This is a genomic window from Glutamicibacter bergerei (assembly GCF_054495185.1).
The window spans coordinates 1828441-1849547 of record NZ_CM137131.1; the positions used below are offsets into that span (position 1 = coordinate 1828441).

A 21107-nucleotide genomic window follows, 5' to 3' on the forward strand; every position below is an offset into this window, starting at 1 on the left:
CTGAACATTTTTTGTTTAACGGTTTACAACTCACCCAGCAGGTGCCGAACCAGGACCAAGGCTGCAGGTCCTGCGGTCGAAGCACGCAAGACATGCTGCCCTAGCAAGGCTGGGCGGGCACCAGCAGCAACAAACTGTTCAAGCTCAGCGTCACTGATACCGCCTTCGGGTCCGACCACCAAGGTGACACCGGCCTGCTTGGACGCCTGGCTTAGCCAGTTCTGCGTTTCTTGCGCTACAGATAGTTGCGCTGCCTCATGAAGAATCAAAACTAACTCACCGGATTCGCACAAGTGGCGAATCTGGGTACTCAGAGTCTTGGTATTAACCGGTTCCAAGACTTCAGGTTCAAAAGCACGACGTGATTGCTTCTGCGCCGAACGCACTAGCGAACGCCACTTAGCCATTGCCTTCTCGGTCTTACTTCCGCTCCATCGCACGATGGACCGATCTGCCTGCCACGGACGGACCGTAAACACACCGAGCTCCACGGCTGACTCCACGGCCTGCAGGTCACGGTCACCCTTAGCTAAAGCCTGAACCAGTCCAATTCGGTGTGCCGGAGGAACTTCCTGTAAACGTTCAAGCACGATGACGCGCAACAACTCCTTGGACGCGTCCAACACTTTAACGCGCAAACGCAAACCGGTACCATCGAGCAGATCAAGCTCTTCGCCGGAAGACACACGTTTCACGGCCACCGCATGATGGGCTTCAGCACCGGTGAGTTCTAGAGTTTCCCCCACCAGGGCTAGTGCACCTTGCTCCGCGGAGATCACAAAGCTGTGATTGCTCATGGTTAGCGCTGGTTCAACTTATCGCGCAACCGGGAGAACATCCCGCCGGACTGCTCAACGCGACCTGAGGTGAGCTTTTCCCCACGAAGTTCTGCGAGCTGTTCAAGCAGCTCACGCTGTGCAGCATCCAACTTGGTTGGGGTTTCCACCTGCAAGTGCACGATTACGTCACCACGCTTGCCACCGCGTAGGCGTGGTACACCAAGGCCTGGAAGCGTCATGGTATCCCCATCTTGGGCACCGGACTCGACATTGATCTGCTGCTCGCCATCGAAGGTTTCAAGCTTCAGTTCACAGCCCAAGGCGGCAGCGGTCATAGGAATGGTCATCTTCGCATGCAGATCGGTTTGTGCGCGCTCAAACACCTTGTGGCGACGAACATCAACCTCAACGAAGAGGTTACCGTTCGGTCCCCCACCAGGACCGGCTTCGCCCTGACCGCGGAGCTGAATTCGGGTTCCCGAATCAACACCAGCAGGAATATTCAGCGACTTCGACACGTGCTCGCGCACGCGGCCTTCACCATTACATTCATTACATGGATCAGGGATAGTGGTACCGAACCCGCGGCAGGCAGGGCAAGTTTCAACGGTCATCATCTGTCCGAGGAAGGAACGCACCGGCCGCTGGATCTGACCCGCACCATGGCAGGTTTCACAGGTGACCGGGCTGGTGCCTGGGCGGCAGCATGAACCGTCACAGGCCTTACAGGTAACAGCGGTTTCCATTTCCAGCGGGTAGACGGTGCCCTTGACCGCGTCTTCCAAATCAATGGTGATGGTGATCAGCGCGTCGCGGCCAGCCTGCGTACGTGAGGCCGGCCCCTGGGCTTGTCCCCCGCCAAAGAACTGTTCGAAGATATCGCCAAAACCACCGAAGTTCTGACCGCCGCCACCACCGAAACCTTGCTGACCGTTGCCATTGAGGTCCCCGGTCGCGTCAAAGTTGGCGCGCTTCTTTTCATCTGAAAGGACCTCGTAGGCGCGGGTGACCAGCTTAAATTGCTCAGCAGCACCTTCACTGGGGTTCACATCGGGGTGCAACTTGCGTGCCAGTTTGCGGTAGGCACTCTTGATTTCCTGCGGGGTCGCATCCTTAGCAACACCCAGCGTCTCGTAATGCGAGCTCACGATATTCGCCGTGTCCTTTCGTAAAAATAAAAATTTTAGTGGCGACGAAAACTAATTCGTCAAAATCTTCGATAGGTAGCGCGCTACCGCGCGTACCGATGCCATCGATGAAGGGTAATTCATTCTGGTCGGTCCAAGTACGCCCAGTTTGCTACGTGCGTCCGAACCATAGGTTGTGGCAATCACCGTTGCATCGGATAACTGTCCGTAATGATGTTCGGTACCAATGGTCACCGCTACACCACGTGAGTCAGCTTCCAGCTCGGAAAATAGCTTAAGCAAAACTACCTGCTCTTCTAAGGCTTCCAGAACTGGGGTCAGCGTCAGCGGGAAGTCACCCGAGGAACGCGCCAGATTAGCAGTACCGGCCATCACGATGCGCTGTGCATTCGCGGCTCGTGCCATTTCCTGCAAGCTATCGACGATCGATTCGAACAAAGGATCTTCGTGAAGCTGTGGCGGGACTGTGTCCAACTTTAGGCTTCCCACGAGCTCAGCAAGTTGCCTTCCGCCCAGAGCGTTAAGCAAAGTCAGCTTCAGCGCGTGCAGTTCCTCGTCGCTATAAGCTCTCGCGGTCGAGATCATTCGCTGATCTACGGTCCCATTAGAGGCAATCATCACCATCAACACCTGCGCGGAGCCTAATCCCACAAGATCCAAATTTCGCAACGACGCAGTGTCATAGTGTGGCACTTGAATTAGGGCGACTTGGTTTGTCAGGCGTGCCAACAACCGAACGGTGCTATGAAGTACCTCGTCGAGATCTTGGGAGCTATCTAAGATCTTATTGATCGCTTCGCGTTCGGCCCTAGACAGCGGCTTCAGCTCACCTATCTGATCAACAAAACGGCGGTAGCCCTTCTCCGTGGGAATACGCCCTGAAGAGGTGTGCGGAGCCGCGATCAGCCCTTCTTCTTCCAGCAATGCCATGTCGTTACGGATCGTCGCCGCGGAGACTCCGAGGTTATGACGATCGAGCAATGCCTTGGACCCAACTGGTTCATGCGACTGGACGTAGTCCTCCACAATGGCGCGCAAGACGTCTAGCCGTCGAAACTCACTCACCTCAACACCTCCTATGAAACCACGCAAGGTTTTGGCACTCGAACCTATCAAGTGCCAAGTCTAATACGTTCATCGGTTGCTAGCATTGGATTTCGAGCGTATTCGATCACAGCGAAAGGCAGTACGTGTCCAATTACTCCTGGGGAGCGCAAGACCTCAGTGCACCAGCACCCAAAAAACTGCGTCAAATTCCGGTGTCCGTCGGTTTGTTATTGGAAGACGTGGACAGCGGATGGGTCGGTGAAGTGGTTCGCACCGAAAAGTCCGGAGGAATGCGTGTCATCGTGTTGGAGGACCGTCGCGGCAAGACACGTTCATTCCAGGCCGGGTTCGGATTCCTGCTCGAAGGAGAACCGGTCGAGATCGTAGAACCGCAGCCTAAAGCGGCAGCACCTAAGAAGTTAGTTTCGGCATCCGGTTCTCGTGCGGTCACTGACCTGAAAGCTCGTACCGCCCGGGCCAGTCGTATTTGGGTCGAAGGTAAACACGACGCAGAGTTGGTCGAAAAAGTCTGGGGCCATGACCTGCGCGTTGAAGGCATTGTGGTGGAGCCCTTACACGGAGTTGATGATCTTGCCGGAGCAATCCGAGCGTTTAATCCTTCACCGGAACGGCGCTTGGGGATCCTAGTGGATCACCTTATTTCTGGAACCAAAGAAGAACACATCGTCAAGGAAGCAATGCGGGTCCCCGGAGCAGCGCAACATGTGCTGATCCTGGGCCATCCGTACGTCGATGTCTGGCAGGCGGTTAAACCCTCGGCGCTTAATATTACGAAATGGCCGGTCATTGCGCGCGGCACCGACTGGAAAACCGGAATATTACGGGAGTTCGGTTGGCCACACTCCACAGCAGAGGATATTGGTCTGGGCTGGCAACGCATCCTTTCCCACGTTGACCACTATTCTCAGCTAGAACCACAGCTGTTAGGCAAGGTTGAGGAGCTGATCGATTTCCTCACCAGTGAAGATTACGGTTTCCTAACGATTGACTAATAGTTGGAGTTTCAGGGCGGGTTGGCCTTTACATCGCTAGAACCTCGATAGAATTGGAGCATCACCCTATCGAGACAAGGAAGAGCCACGTGACAACACGCAAGACCGTACCGCCGGAGAATTCACGTTTCGAAGGTTCCAAGGTCTCAGCTTTACCCTTGTCTCCTTCCGAGGACCGCCAATGGGCAATGATGTCGCACTTCGGCGCCATACTAGGTTGCATCCCAGCGGCCATCATCTTTGCCGTGTACCGCGACCGCGGGCCCTTCACTTCTCAGGAGTCAAAGGAAGCGTTCAACTTCACGTTCCCGTTGACTATCTTGGCAATCATTCTGAACGTGCTCACCCTGATCCCGGGCATCGGTTGGATCTTCGCTGTACTCACCGTGGCACTGTGGGTCTACATGACGCTAATGGGCGCCCATGCCGCCATTCAGGTCAACAAGGGACGCCCATACCGTTACCTCATTAACCTGCGGTTGATGAAGTAACTAACTTTTCTATGCTTTAGAAATCTAACAACTCACGAACAACCAGGTCGGCCAAGAGCCGGCCTCGTTGCGTTAACACCACAGATCCAGCAAAAGCAGCTTTCGGATCAATCAACTCATCGGCGATTAAACCTGCCACAGCCTTCCGGCCATGCTCATCAAGCTCTGCGATAAGCATTCCGCTGCTGAGTCGGGTCAGGAGCATCGTTCGCTCTAACTGGACTGCTTCGGCGTCAGGGAACTCGCGACCGTGTCCCGGAGAGATGCCACCGTCGATACGCTGTTGGTAAGCGGCAGGATGCTTCACATTCCACCAGCGCAATCCGCCCACGTGCGAGTGCGCTCCAGGGCCTGCGCCCCACCAGTCACCACCTTGCCAGTACGCAACGTTATGGCGACAAGCATGCTCGTCACCCTTGGCCCAGTTGCTGACTTCGTACCATTGGTAACCGGCTGCAGCGAACATCTCATCGGCTAGCTGATACTTTTCGGCATGATCATCATCATCAATATTAGGAACCTGCCCGCGCCGAATTTGCGCCGCCAGTTTAGTTCCCTCTTCGATAATGAGCGCGTAGGCAGAAATATGATCAGGTTCGTAGGATAGCGCCGCCTCGATACTGGCACGCCAGTCCTCCACCGACTCCCCCGGCGTTCCATAGATCAAATCCACGCTCACGTCCAAGCCCACCTCGCGTGCCCACTGAACTACCTGTGGAACGCGCTTGGGGTCATGGGTACGTTCTAGGACCGCCAACACATGGGGAACTGCAGACTGCATCCCAAAGGAGACTCGAGTAAATCCGCCATCTTTAAGCTCTTGAAGACTTTCACGGGTCACCGAATCGGGGTTCGCCTCGGTGGTGACCTCGGCACCGGGTTTGAGCCCGAATTCACTGCTAATGCGTCCTAATACCGAAACAAGGTCACTAGCGGGTAGCAAGGTCGGGGTGCCTCCCCCGAAAAATACGGTTTCAATTTCGCGATGCGCAATGTCAGACTTGTCCATCACGCCGCGGGCGAAACTGATTTCCTGGCTGACCGTGGCAGCATAGCTGGCCTGGCTGGAGCCAGAACCAAGTTCCTTCGCTGTATAGGTGTTGAAGTCGCAATAACCGCAACGCACAGTGCAAAACGGAATATGCACGTAGAAGGACATGGTCCGCTCCTGCGCATTGTGCGAGCATAATGCGGGGAGCAGACCATCGGCCGGAGCCGGATCGCCGTCAGGCAAAACTGAGGGCATTTACTTCTTTTTCTCTTCACCAGTGGATAGGGCGGCGATGAAGGCTTCCTGCGGAACCTCCACACGACCGACCATCTTCATACGCTTCTTACCGGCCTTCTGCTTTTCAAGCAGCTTGCGCTTACGGCTAATATCGCCACCGTAGCACTTGGCTAGCACGTCCTTGCGAATAGCTCGAATGGATTCACGAGCAATAATGCGTGAGCCGATAGCTGCCTGAATTGGCACCTCAAACTGTTGGCGCGGGATCAGTTCACGCAGCTTTCCGGTCATCATGACACCGTATGCGTAGGCCTTGTCGCGGTGGGTGATCGCACTGAAAGCGTCGACCTGCTCACCTTGCAACAAGATATCGACCTTGACTAGGTCAGCAATTTGCTGGCCGTCGGCCTTCCAATCCAAGGAGGCATATCCGCGGGTGCGGGACTTGAGGTGATCGAAGAAGTCGAACACGATCTCCGCCAGTGGCAAGGTGTAGCGCATTTCTACGCGCTCCTCGCTGAGGTAGTCCATACCGCGCAACGTGCCACGACGGCCCTGGCACAGTTCCATCACCGAACCAATAAATTCAGCTGGTGCAAGGATAGTCGCAGAAACCAGAGGTTCATGAACCTCAAGAATCTTGCCTTCTGGGAACTCCGATGGGTTGGTCACGGTGATCATGACCTTGTCTTCACGCATGACCTCGTACACCACGTTTGGAGCGGTGGAAATCAGATCGAGATTAAACTCGGCTTCCAAGCGTTCACGGGTGATTTCCAAGTGCAAAAGGCCCAAGAAACCAACACGGAAGCCGAAGCCTAGTGCTACCGACGTTTCTGGTTCATAAACCAGTGCAGCGTCGTTGAGCTGGAGCTTATCCAACGCATCACGCAGCGCCGGGTAGTCACTGCCATCCATCGGATACAAGCCCGAGAAGACCATTGGCTTCGGGTCCTCATAGCCGCCCAAAGATTCGGTGGCAGGCTTGATGCTATTGGTGATCGTATCGCCAACCTTGGACTGGCGGACGTCCTTCACGCCGGTGATCAGGTAGCCTACTTCACCCACACCCAAGCCTTTACTCGGAACCGGGTTAGGTGCTGAAACGCCGATTTCAAGTAGTTCGTGAGTAGTGCCGGTGGACATCATCTGAATACGCTCGCGCGGACGAAGCATGCCGTCAACCACACGAACATAGGTAACCACACCACGATAGGTGTCATACACCGAGTCGAAAATCATTGCTCGAGCCGGAGCGTCAGCCACGCCCTTAGGCGCAGGCAGCTGCTTGATTACTTCGTCTAACAAGTCTTCTACGCCTTCACCGGTTTTACCCGAGACCTTCAGCACGTCTTCAACTTCGCAACCGATCAAGTTAGCCAATTCTAAGGCATACTTTTCCGGCTGGGCGTTAGGCAAATCGATCTTGTTTAGCACCGGAATGATGTTCAGATCACTCTCGATAGCCAAGTAAAGGTTAGCCAGGGTCTGCGCTTCGATGCCTTGGGCCGCGTCAACCAACAAAATGGCGCCTTCGCAGGCTGCCAAGGAGCGCGAAACCTCGTAGGTGAAGTCAACGTGTCCTGGCGTGTCGATCATATTCAGCGCATAGGTCACGCCGTCGACTTCCCACGGCATGCGCACTGCCTGCGATTTAATGGTGATACCGCGCTCGCGCTCAATATCCATGCGGTCCAGATACTGGGCCTTCATATCGCGCGAAGAAACCACGCCGGTGGACTGCAGCATGCGGTCGGCCAAGGTTGATTTACCGTGGTCGATGTGGGCAATAATGCAGAAGTTACGGATGAGCGACGGATCGGTCGCGGCTGGCACCTGGGCGGTGCGGGCCAATGGAGACACCTAAACAGACCTCATTTACTAACTAAGAATTTACGCGGAATTAGGCTCCATTCTGTCATGATTTACGCGTCACTACCTATTTGGAAGCGCGCGCCCTGATAGTTTGTCGATCATGGCTTTGAATGCACAGAAGATTCTTTCCCTTGCACTGCGTGCGGTTAAAATTTTTAACTCCTCACGTAGCAACGGAGCAACCGGCACAACTACTACCCGTCAGCCAACTCAGGCACCAAGCCGATCTCGGCATCCGCAAGCAGCATCCAACGGCTCAGCTACTCAGCCCGGTTCTGCATATCCCGGAGACTTTCGAGGCACCGTGCACTACGAGTACAACCCGAATCTTGACGGCCAAGCAGATCCCGGTGAGGTTGTCTGGGGCTGGGTTCCTTACGAGGAAGATCACAGCCAAGGCAAGGACCGCCCGGTATTGATTATCGGACGCGATGGAAAGTGGCTCCTAGGCTTGATGCTGACCAGCAAGGACAAGAATTTTGAGGGCCACCGAAATTCGGACTACATGGATATCGGTACCGGTGATTGGGATCGGGAACGGCGGCCCAGCGAGGTCAAGCTAGATCGAATTATTCGACTCAGCCAAAGTTCGGTGCGTCGTGAGGGTGCATTCCTTGATGAGCAGCGTTTTAACAATGTGGTGAACACCCTAAACAAGCAGCGCTAAGCGTTAGTTGTTAGACGGCCATTCTGCTAGAGTTAATTCTTGTGTGTCACGCAGGTTGGGTGACACGCCCCCTTTGGGTCGCCATAGGTGCCCCACACCGCTCAGTCGATGGCCCGAAGGATGAACCCTCTACCGACCGTATTTGACGATAAACGAGAGAGTTTATTAAAGTGGCAAACATCAAGTCCCAGAAGAAGCGTAACCTTACCAACGAAAAGGCTCGTCTACGTAACGTAGCAGTCCGCTCGGAGGTCAAGACCCTTATCCGTAACGTCAGCGAGGCAGTCGCCACCGCTGACAAGGAGAAGGCAACTGACGCACTGCGTTTGGCTAGCAAGAAGCTCGACAAGGCAGTTAGCAAGGGTGTTCTTCACAAGAAGAACGCTGCTAACCGTAAGTCGGCAATCGCCAAGAAGGTTAACGCCCTCTAAGCACCGCTAAACTTCAGCAAGATCCTCGAATCCTTTGGGATTCGGGGATCTTGCGTTTTAACCGCCATTTTCATCCGTGCGCTAGCCTGTGAGCATGCCTCAACTCAATAGCTGGATCGGATCCGAGAACTCCTCGGTCATCCATCACTGGCAGTTTCCGGTCACGACTGACCAGGTATGGCACGCATGGACTCAAGGTGCCCAGCTAAGCAAGTGGCTTGGCGAACCTCGCTTGGCTAACTTCGAAGTCGGACAGGTTGTGGAAATTCAACACGCCCCAGACTACTGGTGCACTTGTCTAATCCAACGGTGCGAACCAGGGAAACTTTTGATCATGACTCGGAAGTTCCCCGACGAGAACCTTTCAATGCTGGAACTACGACTCACCGGCAACTCAACGGGTACCAAGTTATCACTCGTACACAGTCAGCTGTCGGATCAAGCCACTAATTATCTGACCGGATGGCAGGCACACCTGCAGTATCTAGAAGATCTACTCGGCGGGACACCTCGTCCAATGACAGACTTTTGGTCCTTTTACGAGAAATTAGCCGCAGACGCCAAGCAGGCGAACTAACGTTGTGGGGCCTTGGACGCAATGAACAAGATGGCACGTTCTAAGGCATAACCTGGAGAACGGCCACCACCTTTAACCATGCGATCCGTTTGCGCAATATTTTCAATGCACAAGGCAACATCCGCACGCTTCCACCCGCGGGCTTGCTGCTGTGCAGCCTGCACCTGCCACGACGCCATACCAAGTTCTGAAGCTAACGATGCCGCAGGCTCATTGACTCCCAGCACCTTAGCCAATTGACGAATTTTCATCGCCAACGTTGCAACAATTGGGATTGGATCAGTTCCGGTATCCAGCGAATGACGCAGGGTAGTTAAGGCGAGCTGCGCATTTCCTGCCAGCGCCGCATCAGCCACTTTGAAGGCTGTCGCTTCAATACGTCCGCCGTAATAGCGATCCACTACTTCTTGGTCGATGGTCCCAGTGGTGTCTTGAATTAGTTGATGACAGCTCGAGCCAAGCTCTGCCAGCGAATTACCCACCGCTGCAACCAACGACTTCACCGCATCATTAGTGATTCGGCGTTTGGCGGCCTTAAACTCGGCCTGCACAAAATCGATTTTTTCAGCGTCTCGTTTGATCGGTTGGCAATTGACGATCAGCGCTCCGGCAGCCTTGATGGCCTCCAATAATTTTTTGCCTCGAGTGCCACCTGAATAATGCAGAATCAGCACGTTCTCTGGGGCCTGATCTTTGAGGTAGTTCAAGGCGTCTTTGAGGAAGTACTCATTCATGCTGGCGAGGTCATGGACTTCGACCAGATTGGCGCTAGAGAACAACGAGGAGCTCGTTGCAAGCAATAGTTCTCCGGGCTCATAGGTGGCCGCGTTGAGCCGCGTATGTTGAATGTCTTCGCGTGTTGCCGCTTGGCTACGCAATAGTTCGAACGCCCGGGAAGCCAGATATTGCTCGGATCCGGTCAGTAGGATCAGTGGTTGAGGAGTTAAATCCCTCCACGATATTCCCGGGGATGCTTGCGCGCGTGCCATCGAGCTCCTTTATGCGTCGTGCGGTACCTTGATCCTACCGAACTACAGCTCCAATCGCCTTGGCCAGCACCTTGTCCGCTTCGAATGTGAGCAGAACACTACCTTCCTGATCCGTCCTGATAACTTTTGAGCCAACGTGTTTTGCGGCGTCAAGAATTTTTTGATGTGGATGACCGTATGAGTTGTCTTCGCCCACGGACACCAAAATCACTTGAGGCTTGAGCTTCTCGATGACTTCGACTCCACCGTTTTTCGCCCCATGATGCGATGCTTTGAGCACTTGTACCGGTGGTTGTGGTTGGCTCGCCAGCAACTGGTGCATCGCAGCTTCTTCTAAGTCTCCGGCAGTAAAGAAGCTGACTACTCCCCCATCCAAAATAAAGTCGAAGACGATCACCAAAGAAGTGTCATTGGGCTCTGCATAGCGCGCACTGACCTCATCAGGGCCGATCACCCGATACCGCACCACGTCGCTGCCCCCGCTATCCCCCGGTGCGATAGCTTGCGCACCTTGCCAGAGATCCGGACCAAAATCAGAGGACACTAGTCGCTCGCCGATCTCGATTCCGGAAGCCTCAATTTCAGGTATTCCGCCAAAATGATCGGCATGCTCGTGGGTAATAAACACCTTGGACAGCTTCGTGATTCCTAATCGTTTCACGCAAGATTCCACGTCCCCATCGGGTGGACCCGAATCCAGCAGCCAGGCTTCTCCTGGACCGGTATGGATCATAAAAGCGTCCCCCTGCCCGACATCACACATTGCAACGTTCCATTCTCCGCCAAGATCGGGACGATAGAACAAGGTCGCCGGTACAACAATCGCAGACATCGCCACCAGTGCTACGGTCAAGCCTCCGGCAGCGACTCGGTGCACGGCCAGATGTTCACTTTCACGGCCGGTCACAAGTAATACGGTGAAGACGACAGAGAATCCAATAGCCAGACTGATACCGGCAACGCCCGCTGGCCACGGGCGCGAAGCACCAGGTAACTCGACCACCCATAACGCTATTTTCCCGATCCACCCGGCCGGTAGCCCAGGCACCCACACCAGCACCTGTATTAGACCCGGCAAAGCGGTACACAGCAATAAACAAAGCACCCCGACGGTGGTGATCAGCGGCAATAATGGGGCAACTACGAGGTTCGCCGGCAATCCGTACAAACTAAAGTTTGAGTTCAACGCGATAATCACCGGAAGGCAGGTGAACTGGGCGGCACAGCAAATTGCGGTGAGCTGTGCAAACCATGGCGGGAAAATACGCGAGAAAATCTCGGTGAGCGCCGGACTCTGCACGATAATACCTAGTGTTGCCAGCACCGATAATGCGAATGCCGGATCTACCGCGAGCGAGGAATCCAGATGTAGCAAGATCGTCGCGGACAAGCTTAGGATGCCCAGCGATCCCCTGCCACGGCCGAGCAGCAACGAAATGGTGGCGATCATTCCCATCAGTCCGGCCCGAAGTACGCTGGGATCTGGCCCCACAAACCAAATAAACAACCCCAAAAAAGCGATACTCAAGATGGCGGCAGGGATTCTGGGAACGGTAAAAAGTCGCAGGAGCACCAACACCATCGCCCCGAGCAACGCCACATTTGAACCGCTGACCGCGGTCAGATGGCTCAAGCCACTATTTTTCATAGCTGTCGAAAGCTCTTCGCTCTGCCCCGAGCGATCCCCATAAAGCATTCCAGGCAGTAGCCCCTGAGCTTCATGGCTTAGACCTTGCAAGCTGGATGCAAACCGTGTTTTTAGGTAATCGGCGGCGTTAGGATCTTGCGAACTGAGAACTACCGGCTGGCTCTGCGCTCGCGCCCACCAGGCAAACGAGCCGTTTGAATCGGTGGCTTGCAGAGCAAGGATTGTTTCAAAGTTATCGGCGGTGACTTCGAGACTGTAGGGTACGCTCAGATACACCTCAATAGGACAGCTAACCCATTGTTCTTCGTGCCAGTATTTGAGTATCTGCGCAGCTCCTTGGCTGACATCGTCTGCGCCAAGTCTGGGTTGCCCGTCGAAGGCAATGATCACCTTGCGTTGCTGTTCGGCTTCGCCGGGCAATAAACATTCATTGTTCCCAGAGCCGAGCGCGCTGACGCTGATCGCGGCTAAAAGCAATAAGAGCGGCCCGGTAAACCAGGGGGCCGACGAGGGGGAGTCGTGACGCTGGCGCAGTAAAAATGCCAGAATCACGAAGAAGACCACCAGCACCACCAGCATTACTGGCAAGGCCGGTTTCAAATACGCGGTCAGCCACGCCCCTGCGAGCACCCACAGACCCCGAAAATCCGTTTTCATGGGACCACCAGCTCGGTTAGTTCACCCAGTAGTACCGGCCCGATACCGGAGACGGCGTCTAGTTGCTCCACGCTGGTAAAGGGGCCGTTCTTGGTGCGGAAGTCGATGATGCGTTTGGCTAACGCCGGACCGATCCCGGGCAAGGTCATCAGCGTTTGCTCGTCGGCTTGGTTCAAGGAGATCTTCGCGCCGGTGCCGGGGGCTTTCGTAGCTTCGGCCGGAGAGCTGCTGCTGGCACCGGGCAAGATGATTTGTTGCCCGTCGGTGAGTTTGGCCGCCAGATTGAGAAGTTCGGGAGCAGCCTTTTTGCTCATCCCACCGGCCTTATTAATGGCGTCGATGATGCGCGAGCCCTCGGCTAGTTCATACACTCCGGGTTTTTTGACCGCACCGACCACATGCACGGTAATCATGTTGACCGCTTGGGTCGCGGCAGGATGTTGCGGATCGGCGACCAGCGGGATTGCTTCTAATTCTTCGGCTGCCGGTGGTGGAGCAAAAATAATGGAGAAGGCGACCCAAACCAGCACCACAAGCACCAATACGAGCGCGGCCACGCGCGACACGGCGAAGCGCAAACGGGTCGGCCGTGGCGCAAATTTAGAGAAGAAGTCGTGGCGCCCCATGAGCCACAGTTTGCGCCAAAGTTAGTCGTTGGTGCGCTGCGCGGTGTCGGGCTGTGGATTCAGTGGCCCGACGGCCACCGCAAGGACCCCAATCCCGGTATGCGCGGCAAGCACTGCGGGTAAGGATTCGATCTGCACCGGCTCCTCGCTCAGCGAAGCCAGCTCGTTAGCCACCTCGGTGGCCAGTTCCGCGGCCCCAAAATGCATCACTCCGATGCGCACCGGCCCGGCAGCCTTGCTGGCCGCGTCGGTACCCAGCGCTACGAGACGAGCCTGGGCTCGAGCAAAAGAACGCGGCTTTTCAATGGGTTGAATCAGCCCATCATCGATGTGCAGGATTGGTTTAACGTTGAGCAGATTACCAAGCACCGAGGACATCGTGCTGATCCGCCCACCACGGCGTAACTGCTCTAGGCTGGGCACCGCAAAATAGACAGAATTTTGTGTGGCCGAACGCGCGATCTGGGCCAACATTTCGAGCGGCGCACCGGCCTGCCGGGCGGCCAGCACATCGGCGACGGCAAAGCCTTGGGGCATCGCTACGGTACGCGTATCGACCACCGTTACCGGCAGCTGAACATCATTTGCTGCCAGCCGGGCGGCGTCCACCGTGCCCGAAAGTTGACCGGACATGTGAATAGAGATAATTGACTCACAACCAGCATCCTGCAACTGCCGGTAAACCCGGGTGAATTCCCCCGGTGCTGGGCGTGAGGTCTTCACCGATTTGCCCATTGCCAGGCCCATCATCAGCGCGTTCAGATCATCACCGTGCACATGGTTGTCGACGATAATGGGGATATTCACGCAGGCGAAGTCGGCGCTTTGCAGCAAACTACTAGGCAGGCAGGCGGCGGAGTCGGTGACCACGCCGATCCGGGTACGCGAAAGCCCACGCGGGGCCAGCCATTTAGGCAGCCAGCCCGCGCGTGGACTCTTTGTGCGTTCGCTCATGGGTTGAGCCTACGGTGCCGGAACCACATTCACGAGCTTCGGCGCACGGACGATCACTTTCAGCGGCTCCTTGCCATCGAGCATGCGGATCACCGTTTCGTGAGCCAGAGCCTGCGCACGCAGATCGTCCTCGGAAATGTCCAGCGGAACTTCTAGGCGCGCGCGGACCTTGCCCTTGATCTGCACCACGGCGGTGACGGTGTCGTCAACCAGCAACGACTCGTCAACCTGCGGCCAGGCGCTATTTACGACGCTTGGCTCGTAGCCCAGCTGGGACCACATATCTTCGGCGGTGTATGGCGCAAACATGCTCAGCAGCTGCGCGGTGACCGTCGCCGCCTCGCGTACCGCAGGGTCACTTGCGCCGGCACCGGAATTGATGGTTTTACGCGCCGCGTTGACCAATTCCATGGTCTTGGCGATCACCACGTTAAACTTGCCCGAGTCCAGCAGCTGAGCGGCCTCGTGCACGGTGCGGTGAGTGACCTGACGCAAGGACTTCTCGCCGGTGGTGTAATCCACGCCCTGTGCGCTTTGCACGTCCTGGGCGATACGCCAGGCGCGCGCCAAGAACTTCTGCGAGCCCGATGGGGACACATCGGCCCAGTCCACGTCGTCCTCCGGTGGGGAGGCGAAGATCATCGTCAGACGCACCGCGTCCACACCAAACTTGTCCAGCTGCTCGCCCAAGTCAACACCGTTGCCCAGCGACTTGCTCATCGCCTTGCCACCGTTGAGCACCTGGCCCTGGTTCAGCAGCGCGCTAAATGGTTCGTCCACGTCGATCAAGCCCAGATCAAAAATGACCTTGGTGAAGAAGCGCGAGTAGAGCAGGTGCAAAATCGCGTGCTCCACGCCGCCGACGTACTGGCCTACCGGCATCCAATCGCGCACGGCCTGCGGGTCAAAAGGACCCTCGGTGTAGTGCGGGGAAACAAAACGCAGGAAGTACCAGGAGGAATCGACAAAGGTATCCATGGTGTCGGTGTCACGCTTGGCGGCGCCACCACACTTCGGGCAGTCCACGTTGACCCACTCTTCGACGGCAGCCAGCGGACTGGTGCCCTTCGGAGCGAGCTGCTCGCCGCGCAGGTTATCTGGCAGGCGTACCGGTAGCTGGTCATCGGGAACCGGGACCTCACCGCAGTCGGCGCAGTGAATGATCGGGATCGGGGTACCCCAGAAGCGCTGGCGGGAGAGCAGCCAGTCGCGGAGCCGGTAGTTGATCGTGTGCTCACCGGTGCCGGCGGCCTCAACAATCTCGATCGCCTTCGCGACGGCCTCGGTCTTGGTCAAACCGGAGAGCTCACCGGAGTTGATCAGTTGGCCCTCGCCGGTGGTCGCGGTTCCGGAAACTGCCGGATCCTCTTCACCGGTTTCGACGACCACGCGCACCGGCAGGTCAAAGGTGCGAGCAAAGTCCAAGTCACGCTGGTCGTGCGCGGGCACGGCCATAATTGCACCGGTACCGTAATCGGCCAGCACATAGTCCGCGGCCCAGACCGGCAGCTTCTCGCCAGAGAGTGGATTGATCGCGTAACGACCCAAGAACACGCCGGTCTTCTCACGTTCCGAAGACTGACGTTCGATCTCGGAGAGCGCTTTAACCTGCTCCTGGTATTCTTCCAGGGCGGCGCGGTGCTCATCGGTGACCAGCTCGCCAGCCAGCGCGGCGTCGGCGGCAACAACCATGAAGGTCGCACCGTACAAGGTGTCCGGACGGGTGGTGAAGACCGGGATCTTCACCTCTTCCAACTGATCCTGCGCGGCGATGCCGAAGGTCACCTGGGCGCCCTCGGAACGGCCGATCCAGTTCTTCTGCATCAGCAACACACGCTCAGGCCAGTGACCCTTGAGCCCGTCCATATCTTCCAGCAGACGATCCGCATAATCGGTGATCTTGAAGTACCACTGGTTCAGGCTCTTCTTGGTCACCGCGGTGCCACAACGCTCACAGGCACCGTTAACTACCTGCTCATTAGCCAACACGGTCTGGTCCGTCGGGCACCAGTTCACCGGGTGGTCCTTGCGGTAGGCCAAGCCCTTTTCGTAAAACTTATTAAACAGCCACTGGGTCCAGCGGTAGTATTCCGGATCCGAGGTGTGCAACCGGCGATCCCAGTCGGCGGAGATCGCGTAACGCTTGAAGCTCTCCGCCTGGGTGTCAATGTTTTTGTAGGTCCACTCCGCCGGGTGCGCATTGCGCTTAATAGCGGCGTTTTCCGCCGGCAGGCCGAAGGAATCCCAGCCGATCGGATGCATCACGTCATAGCCACGCAACCGCCAGTAACGCGACACCACATCGCCCATAGCAAAAGCCTCGGCGTGACCCATGTGCAGGTCACCGGAGGGGTACGGGAACATATCCAGCACATAGCGACGCTCGCGGCTGCCGTCATCGGCGGGCTTGAACACTTCAAGTTCATCCCATACCGGTAGCCACTTGGACTCGAGGTCCTTAAAATCGTAGGTTCTGGGTTCGTTCGTCGATGATGTCACTGAGCTCTTCTCACACACTTGCGGAAAAATTTCCTGACGGAAAACTTGGTTCGGGTCCAGACACAACAAAAGCCCCCAAATCACCACTCGGGGGTACGGCCATTGGCCGTGCTTAGCCTAGGTTGCGCTGAAAATGCATACGCCGATTCTATCGCAGTTCAACTCGCAACGGCGCATCCGTGAAATGCTCGCTCCACCACCGAGCCAATGTCATCGCTCACAACCCTCGCGCCGGTGTCCGATGAATTCGCGCGCGATTATCCACAGCCGGCACCCACCATGGCCCCACACCTCGCTACCGGGTCAAGAATAGCTTCATGAACACGCCAGCGCTCATCGCCACCTTGCACACCCTGTGCGCCGCCCCGCTTCAGCTCGGGACGCAGCTCACCGGTGACATGATGCTGCGTTTAGGCTCCCTGACCCTGGCCCTGTTCACCGCCATTGGCCAGCTAGTGCATCAGCATCGCGATCCACGCCTCGTGCTTGCCTACTGCGACCTCGTGGAAAAATTCGCCCAGCAGATCCACCACGAACAACTGGCCACCGCCCTTGATGCGGAGCTCAGCGGCGCACACGCGCTGAGCCTTGAAAGCTTCGATCAGTTGCGCGCCGGCACCTGCATTCTGGAGGGTGAACCGCAACTCGCTGTGGGCCGAACCTGTTACAAATCTGCCGGGGACTTGCTGGCCTCCTGGTTAGGACTGAACTATTTCGAGGCACAACGGCGCATCGACGACGCCCACCTGCTCATCGGCCGGCGCACCGCCCAGGGCGAGTCTTGTGAACCACGCATGCCCCAGCTGGCCAGGCTCTATGCCGACGGCGGCGCAAACCGACGCAGCATCACGGTGACCGCCCGCAGACTTGAAAAACTCGAACCCAAAGACACCACCTTCGACGGCACACCGGCGCAGCTCACCGCCAGGGACACCGACGGGCAACTCTTAGAGACCCACGCCGCCCGCGCCTTAGCGCAGCTTGGTCCCAATGCCGCGAGTAAGGAGATCAGTACCCGGATCGGGATCTACAAGGAACTGCACTGCGAAAAACAACCACCGGCGCTGGGCCTATTCATCGGCCCGGTCATCGACGGCGTTCATGAATTCACCCTGCGCACCTTGGCCGCCCACGCTCAGGTAATCCGTTCGATCCGCGTGCAATCCGCAGACTGGCGCACCCAAGCGGGCAAGGCCGCACGTCACGCAACCGCAGAGCCTGCCGCTTTCGTTCCTGATCCGTCGCCAGCAACCAAAGCGCAGCAGCCAGTTGCGCATCCCGCGGCAACGCCCAGCACCCCAACATGGTTACAGCCCGAGACCCCGATGCCCGCATGGGCTAAGCCGGCGGACAAGCAATCTGAAGCCGATGGCACCCCGAACTGCACCACGAAGCCCGAACCAACGGGCAATCACGAAGAGACGGTGACTTCCGAGCTGCGCGCACTTAACGCCTTCATGGCCATCCTCACCTCGCCTGCCAGCGGAGGCAAAATCAAACCAGTCATTCCACGCATCTTTGTTTACATGTGGCTAAGTGACCTACAGAATCTCGCCGAAGCCCACGCCGTCACCTCAAATGGGGTGCACTTACCGCCTGGAGAACTTCGACGAACGTTAGCCGAAGCCAACATCATTCCGGTTGTCCTAGGCGGCAACAGCCAACCACTAGATCTAGGTCGATCCAGGCGCTATCACGAGGGGTACGTCAGGGCGGCGGTGTTAGCCCGAGATCGCGGCTGCATCGTGCCCGACTGCACTACACCGCCAGATCACGTAGAAATTGATCACTATCAACGCTCGTGGGCCGACGGTGGTACTACCAGCGTGCAGTCCGGGGCAGGATTGTGTCCCGATGGGCACCACAGTCGCCACGTGGATCAGATTAGAATCGTCGACGTCGATGGCCTACCCCACGTGATCCTGCCAGCGCATCTTGATCCTGAGCAAAAACCTCGGCGCAACACCTATTGGGGAGCCCTGCAATTAGGCGATGCGCCCGATCATGAGGCCGCACCTGTAGCTCCACCCGATCCATCTGGTTCAACTGATCCGCCTGGTTCACCCGAGGAAAGTTAACCAGCAGACCGTGCCCGCCTACCCCCAATCCCCCACCGGCCGGCACCGAAAAAAACGCAGACCCCGAACCCTTTGCTCATGGGTTCGACGTCTGCGTTTGTGCGTGGTGAGGCTGACTATGCTTTGGTGTCTTCGTCCACCCAGTCAAAGGTGCGAGTCACGGCCTTCTTCCACAGGCGCAGGCTGCGTTCGCGCTCTGCGTCCTCCATCGCCGGCTCCCACCGCTTGTCCTCAGACCAGTTCGATTCCAGTTCGCCAAGGTCCTTCCAGAAGCCCACCGCGAGCCCGGCCGCATAGGCGGCACCCAGTGCGGTGGTTTCGGTGACCTTTGGACGAACCACAGGCACCCCAAGAATGTCGGCCTGGAACTGCATCAATGCCTCGTTGGCCACCATGCCACCGTCGACCTTCAACTCGGTCAGCGGTACCTCGGCGTCGGCGTTGACTGCGTCCAGCACCTCGCGGGTCTGGAATGCGGTAGCTTCCAAGGCGGCACGGGCGATGTGGTTTTTGTTCGCAAAGCGGGTCAAACCCACTATCGCGCCACGTGCTTCGGCCCGCCAATAAGGTGCGAAGAGACCGGAGAAAGCAGGCACGATGTACACGCCACCGTTGTTATCGACCTTGGCCGCCAGCTCTTCAATCTCTGGAGCGGTAGCGATCATGCCGATATTGTCTCGTAGCCACTGCACCAGCGAACCGGCTACCGCGATAGAGCCTTCCAGCGCGTAGACCGGAGCGGCGTCGCCCAGCTTGTAGGCCATCGTGGTCAGCAGCCCGTTGGACGAATGCACGATCTCGGTGCCGGTGTTGAAGATCAAGAAGCAGCCGGTGCCATAGGTGTTTTTCGCGGTACCCGCGGTGAACGCGGCCTGTCCGAAGGTGGCTGCCTGCTGGTCACCTAAAATGCCGGCCACAGGCACTTCGCGTAGCAACTGGTTGCCAGCCACGGTGCCATACACCTCGGAGGAGGAACGGATCTGCGGCATCATCGATACCGGCACACCAAAGTCGGCAAGGATTTCTTCATCCCAGGCCAGAGTCTTCAGGTCCATGAACAAGGTGCGCGAGGCGTTGGTTACGTCGGTGACGTGCACGCCACCGTCGATGCCACCGGTCAGGTTCCATAGCACCCAGCTATCGGTGGTGCCGAAGATCAAATCTCCAGCTTCGGCGCGTTCGCGTGCACCTTCAACGTTGTCCAGAATCCACTTGATCTTAGTTCCGGAGAAGTAGGTTGCCAGCGGCAGTCCTACCCGGTCCTTGTAACGATCTACTCCGCCATTGGCAGCCAGTTCGTCAACGATCTCTTGGGTACGGGTATCCTGCCAAACAATCGCGTTGTACACCGGTTCGCCGGTGTTCTTATCCCACACCACGGCGGTTTCACGCTGGTTAGTGATGCCAACTACTTCGATGTCGTGTCGGGTCAGGTTCGCCTTGGATAGCGCCTGGCCGATAACTTCGCGGATGTTGTTCCAGATTTCAGCTGCATCATGCTCAACCCAGCCGGCGGCCGGGAAGATCTGCTCGTGCTCGAGCTGACCGACCGAGACTACCTCGCCGGCGTGATCGAAGACGATGGCTCGGGAACTAGTCGTCCCCTGGTCGATGGCGATAACATATTTTTCACTCATGATTCACATCTCTCTTTCTAGAACAGCAAGCCGGCGCCGACGCCGCCAAGTAGACCACCAATGACAGGACCAACGATCGGAACCCAGGCGTAGGCCCAGTCCGATGATCCCTTGCCCTTGATAGGAAGGATAGCGTGTGCCAGTCGTGGACCGAGGTCACGTGTTGGGTTGATTGCATAACCGGTCGCTCCACCAAGGGATAGACCGATGGCCACCACGAGCAACGCGACCGCTAGCGGGCCAAGCTCATGTGGTGTCTTACCGAAACCGGCAATCACAAAGACGAGCACGAAGGTACCGAAGATTTCGGAGACCACATTCCAGCCGTAGGAGCGGATCGCAGGACCGGTGGCGAATACGCCCAACTGGTTACCGGCGTTCTGCTTGTCGTCGAGGTGCTTTTTGTAAGCCAACCAGGTACCAACGGCACCGAGGAACGCACCCACAAGCTGAGCGAGGAAATAAAGTATGGTGTTGGCGAATGTTTTGGCAACACCGGGGGCATATTCGGCGGCGTCCGGGTTGATCAGCAACCCAAGGGTGACCGCAGGGTTCAGGTGCGCACCGGAAATACCGGCGATCCAGACACCGCAGTAAACACCAAGGCCCCAGCCGAAGCTGATCGCCAGCCAACCGGCGGCGCTACCAAGGGTTCCCTTGAGTGCTACGTTGGCGCATACGCCCGAGCCCATGAGGATGAGAATGAAAGTGCCGGCTAATTCGGCAAGAAACACGTGAGTGGACAACATTGACCTCTTAGTGG

At 57.0% G+C, this 21107-nt stretch carries 18 protein-coding genes; 6 read left to right on the forward strand and 12 right to left on the reverse strand.

Going from position 1 to position 21107, the window contains the following annotated elements:
* Positions 1 to 23: 23 nt before the first annotated feature.
* From ACX5K5_RS08425 to hrcA, 3 genes are read right to left on the reverse strand one after another with little or no spacing between them, the layout of a single operon-like run.
* Complete coding sequence (locus tag ACX5K5_RS08425) at positions 24 to 797, reverse strand: 16S rRNA (uracil(1498)-N(3))-methyltransferase (protein WP_096257729.1); 774 nt, start codon at positions 795 to 797, stop codon at positions 24 to 26.
* A 2-nt stretch (positions 798 to 799) separates the two neighbouring features.
* The gene (gene dnaJ, locus ACX5K5_RS08430) at positions 800 to 1927 is read right to left on the reverse strand and encodes a molecular chaperone DnaJ (protein WP_096257730.1); all 1128 of its coding nucleotides are present in this window, start codon (positions 1925 to 1927) and stop codon (positions 800 to 802) included.
* A gap of 51 nt (positions 1928 to 1978) precedes the next feature.
* Positions 1979 to 2992 (reverse strand): heat-inducible transcriptional repressor HrcA, encoded by a 1014-nt coding sequence (hrcA, locus tag ACX5K5_RS08435; RefSeq protein WP_096257731.1) that lies wholly within the window; start codon positions 2990 to 2992, stop codon positions 1979 to 1981.
* A gap of 125 nt (positions 2993 to 3117) precedes the next feature.
* Between hrcA and ACX5K5_RS08440 the strand changes: the two genes are divergently transcribed.
* Both ACX5K5_RS08440 and ACX5K5_RS08445 read left to right on the forward strand, forming a co-directional pair.
* Positions 3118 to 3987 carry a DUF3097 family protein gene (locus ACX5K5_RS08440; protein ID WP_096257732.1) on the forward strand — a complete coding sequence of 290 codons (870 nt, stop codon included), beginning with the start codon at positions 3118 to 3120 and terminating at the stop codon, positions 3985 to 3987.
* 89 nt (positions 3988 to 4076) lie between these two features.
* Positions 4077 to 4478 carry a DUF4870 domain-containing protein gene (locus ACX5K5_RS08445; protein ID WP_188686022.1) on the forward strand — a complete coding sequence of 134 codons (402 nt, stop codon included), beginning with the start codon at positions 4077 to 4079 and terminating at the stop codon, positions 4476 to 4478.
* Positions 4479 to 4494: 16 nt separating this feature from the next.
* Here ACX5K5_RS08445 and hemW read toward each other — a convergent pair whose 3' ends face one another.
* Positions 4495 to 5724: a radical SAM family heme chaperone HemW gene (gene hemW / locus ACX5K5_RS08450; RefSeq protein ID WP_188686024.1), complete on the reverse strand. Its 1230-nt coding sequence runs from the start codon at positions 5722 to 5724 to the stop codon at positions 4495 to 4497.
* A complete protein-coding gene (gene lepA / locus ACX5K5_RS08455) occupies positions 5725 to 7569 on the reverse strand; it encodes a translation elongation factor 4 (protein WP_096257735.1) in 1845 nt (614 codons plus the stop codon).
* 112 nt (positions 7570 to 7681) lie between these two features.
* Here lepA and ACX5K5_RS08460 point away from each other — a divergent pair, with 112 nt between their 5' ends.
* From ACX5K5_RS08460 to ACX5K5_RS08470, 3 genes are all read left to right on the forward strand, one after another.
* Positions 7682 to 8248 carry a type II toxin-antitoxin system PemK/MazF family toxin gene (locus ACX5K5_RS08460; protein ID WP_459174287.1) on the forward strand — a complete coding sequence of 189 codons (567 nt, stop codon included), beginning with the start codon at positions 7682 to 7684 and terminating at the stop codon, positions 8246 to 8248.
* 170 nt (positions 8249 to 8418) lie between these two features.
* Complete coding sequence (gene rpsT, locus ACX5K5_RS08465) at positions 8419 to 8679, forward strand: 30S ribosomal protein S20 (protein WP_096257737.1); 261 nt, start codon at positions 8419 to 8421, stop codon at positions 8677 to 8679.
* Positions 8680 to 8773: 94 nt separating this feature from the next.
* Positions 8774 to 9256, forward strand: a complete 483-nt coding sequence (locus ACX5K5_RS08470) for an SRPBCC family protein (protein WP_459174288.1) — start codon at positions 8774 to 8776, stop codon at positions 9254 to 9256.
* Here ACX5K5_RS08470 and holA read toward each other — a convergent pair.
* The 5 genes from holA to leuS are packed head-to-tail and all read right to left on the reverse strand — an operon-like array spanning position 9253 to position 16629.
* Positions 9253 to 10245, reverse strand: a complete 993-nt coding sequence (gene holA, locus ACX5K5_RS08475; RefSeq protein ID WP_188686028.1) for a DNA polymerase III subunit delta — start codon at positions 10243 to 10245, stop codon at positions 9253 to 9255. The genes ACX5K5_RS08470 and holA overlap by 4 nt on opposite strands.
* Positions 10246 to 10279: 34 nt before the next feature.
* Positions 10280 to 12550 carry a ComEC/Rec2 family competence protein gene (locus ACX5K5_RS08480; RefSeq protein WP_459174289.1) on the reverse strand — a complete coding sequence of 757 codons (2271 nt, stop codon included), beginning with the start codon at positions 12548 to 12550 and terminating at the stop codon, positions 10280 to 10282.
* Positions 12547 to 13176 carry a helix-hairpin-helix domain-containing protein gene (locus ACX5K5_RS08485; RefSeq protein ID WP_443437894.1) on the reverse strand — a complete coding sequence of 210 codons (630 nt, stop codon included), beginning with the start codon at positions 13174 to 13176 and terminating at the stop codon, positions 12547 to 12549. Before ACX5K5_RS08485 ends, ACX5K5_RS08480 begins: the two co-directional genes overlap by 4 nt.
* 21 nt (positions 13177 to 13197) lie before the next feature.
* Positions 13198 to 14130, reverse strand: coding sequence for a DegV family protein (locus ACX5K5_RS08490; RefSeq protein ID WP_188686032.1), 933 nt, complete (start codon positions 14128 to 14130; stop codon positions 13198 to 13200).
* Positions 14131 to 14139: 9 nt separating this feature from the next.
* A complete protein-coding gene (gene leuS / locus ACX5K5_RS08495; protein WP_459174290.1) occupies positions 14140 to 16629 on the reverse strand; it encodes a leucine--tRNA ligase in 2490 nt (829 codons plus the stop codon).
* Between the two features lie 317 nt (positions 16630 to 16946).
* Here leuS and ACX5K5_RS08500 point away from each other — a divergent pair, with 317 nt between their 5' ends.
* A complete protein-coding gene (locus ACX5K5_RS08500; RefSeq protein ID WP_459174291.1) occupies positions 16947 to 18707 on the forward strand; it encodes a hypothetical protein in 1761 nt (586 codons plus the stop codon).
* A gap of 116 nt (positions 18708 to 18823) precedes the next feature.
* On the opposite strand, the gene glpK is transcribed toward ACX5K5_RS08500, so the two are convergent.
* Together glpK and ACX5K5_RS08510 are read right to left on the reverse strand one after the other, a co-directional pair.
* Positions 18824 to 20344 carry a glycerol kinase GlpK gene (gene glpK / locus ACX5K5_RS08505; protein WP_188686039.1) on the reverse strand — a complete coding sequence of 507 codons (1521 nt, stop codon included), beginning with the start codon at positions 20342 to 20344 and terminating at the stop codon, positions 18824 to 18826.
* A gap of 17 nt (positions 20345 to 20361) precedes the next feature.
* The gene (locus ACX5K5_RS08510) at positions 20362 to 21093 is read right to left on the reverse strand and encodes an MIP/aquaporin family protein (RefSeq protein WP_459174292.1); all 732 of its coding nucleotides are present in this window, start codon (positions 21091 to 21093) and stop codon (positions 20362 to 20364) included.
* Positions 21094 to 21107 lie beyond the last annotated feature (14 nt).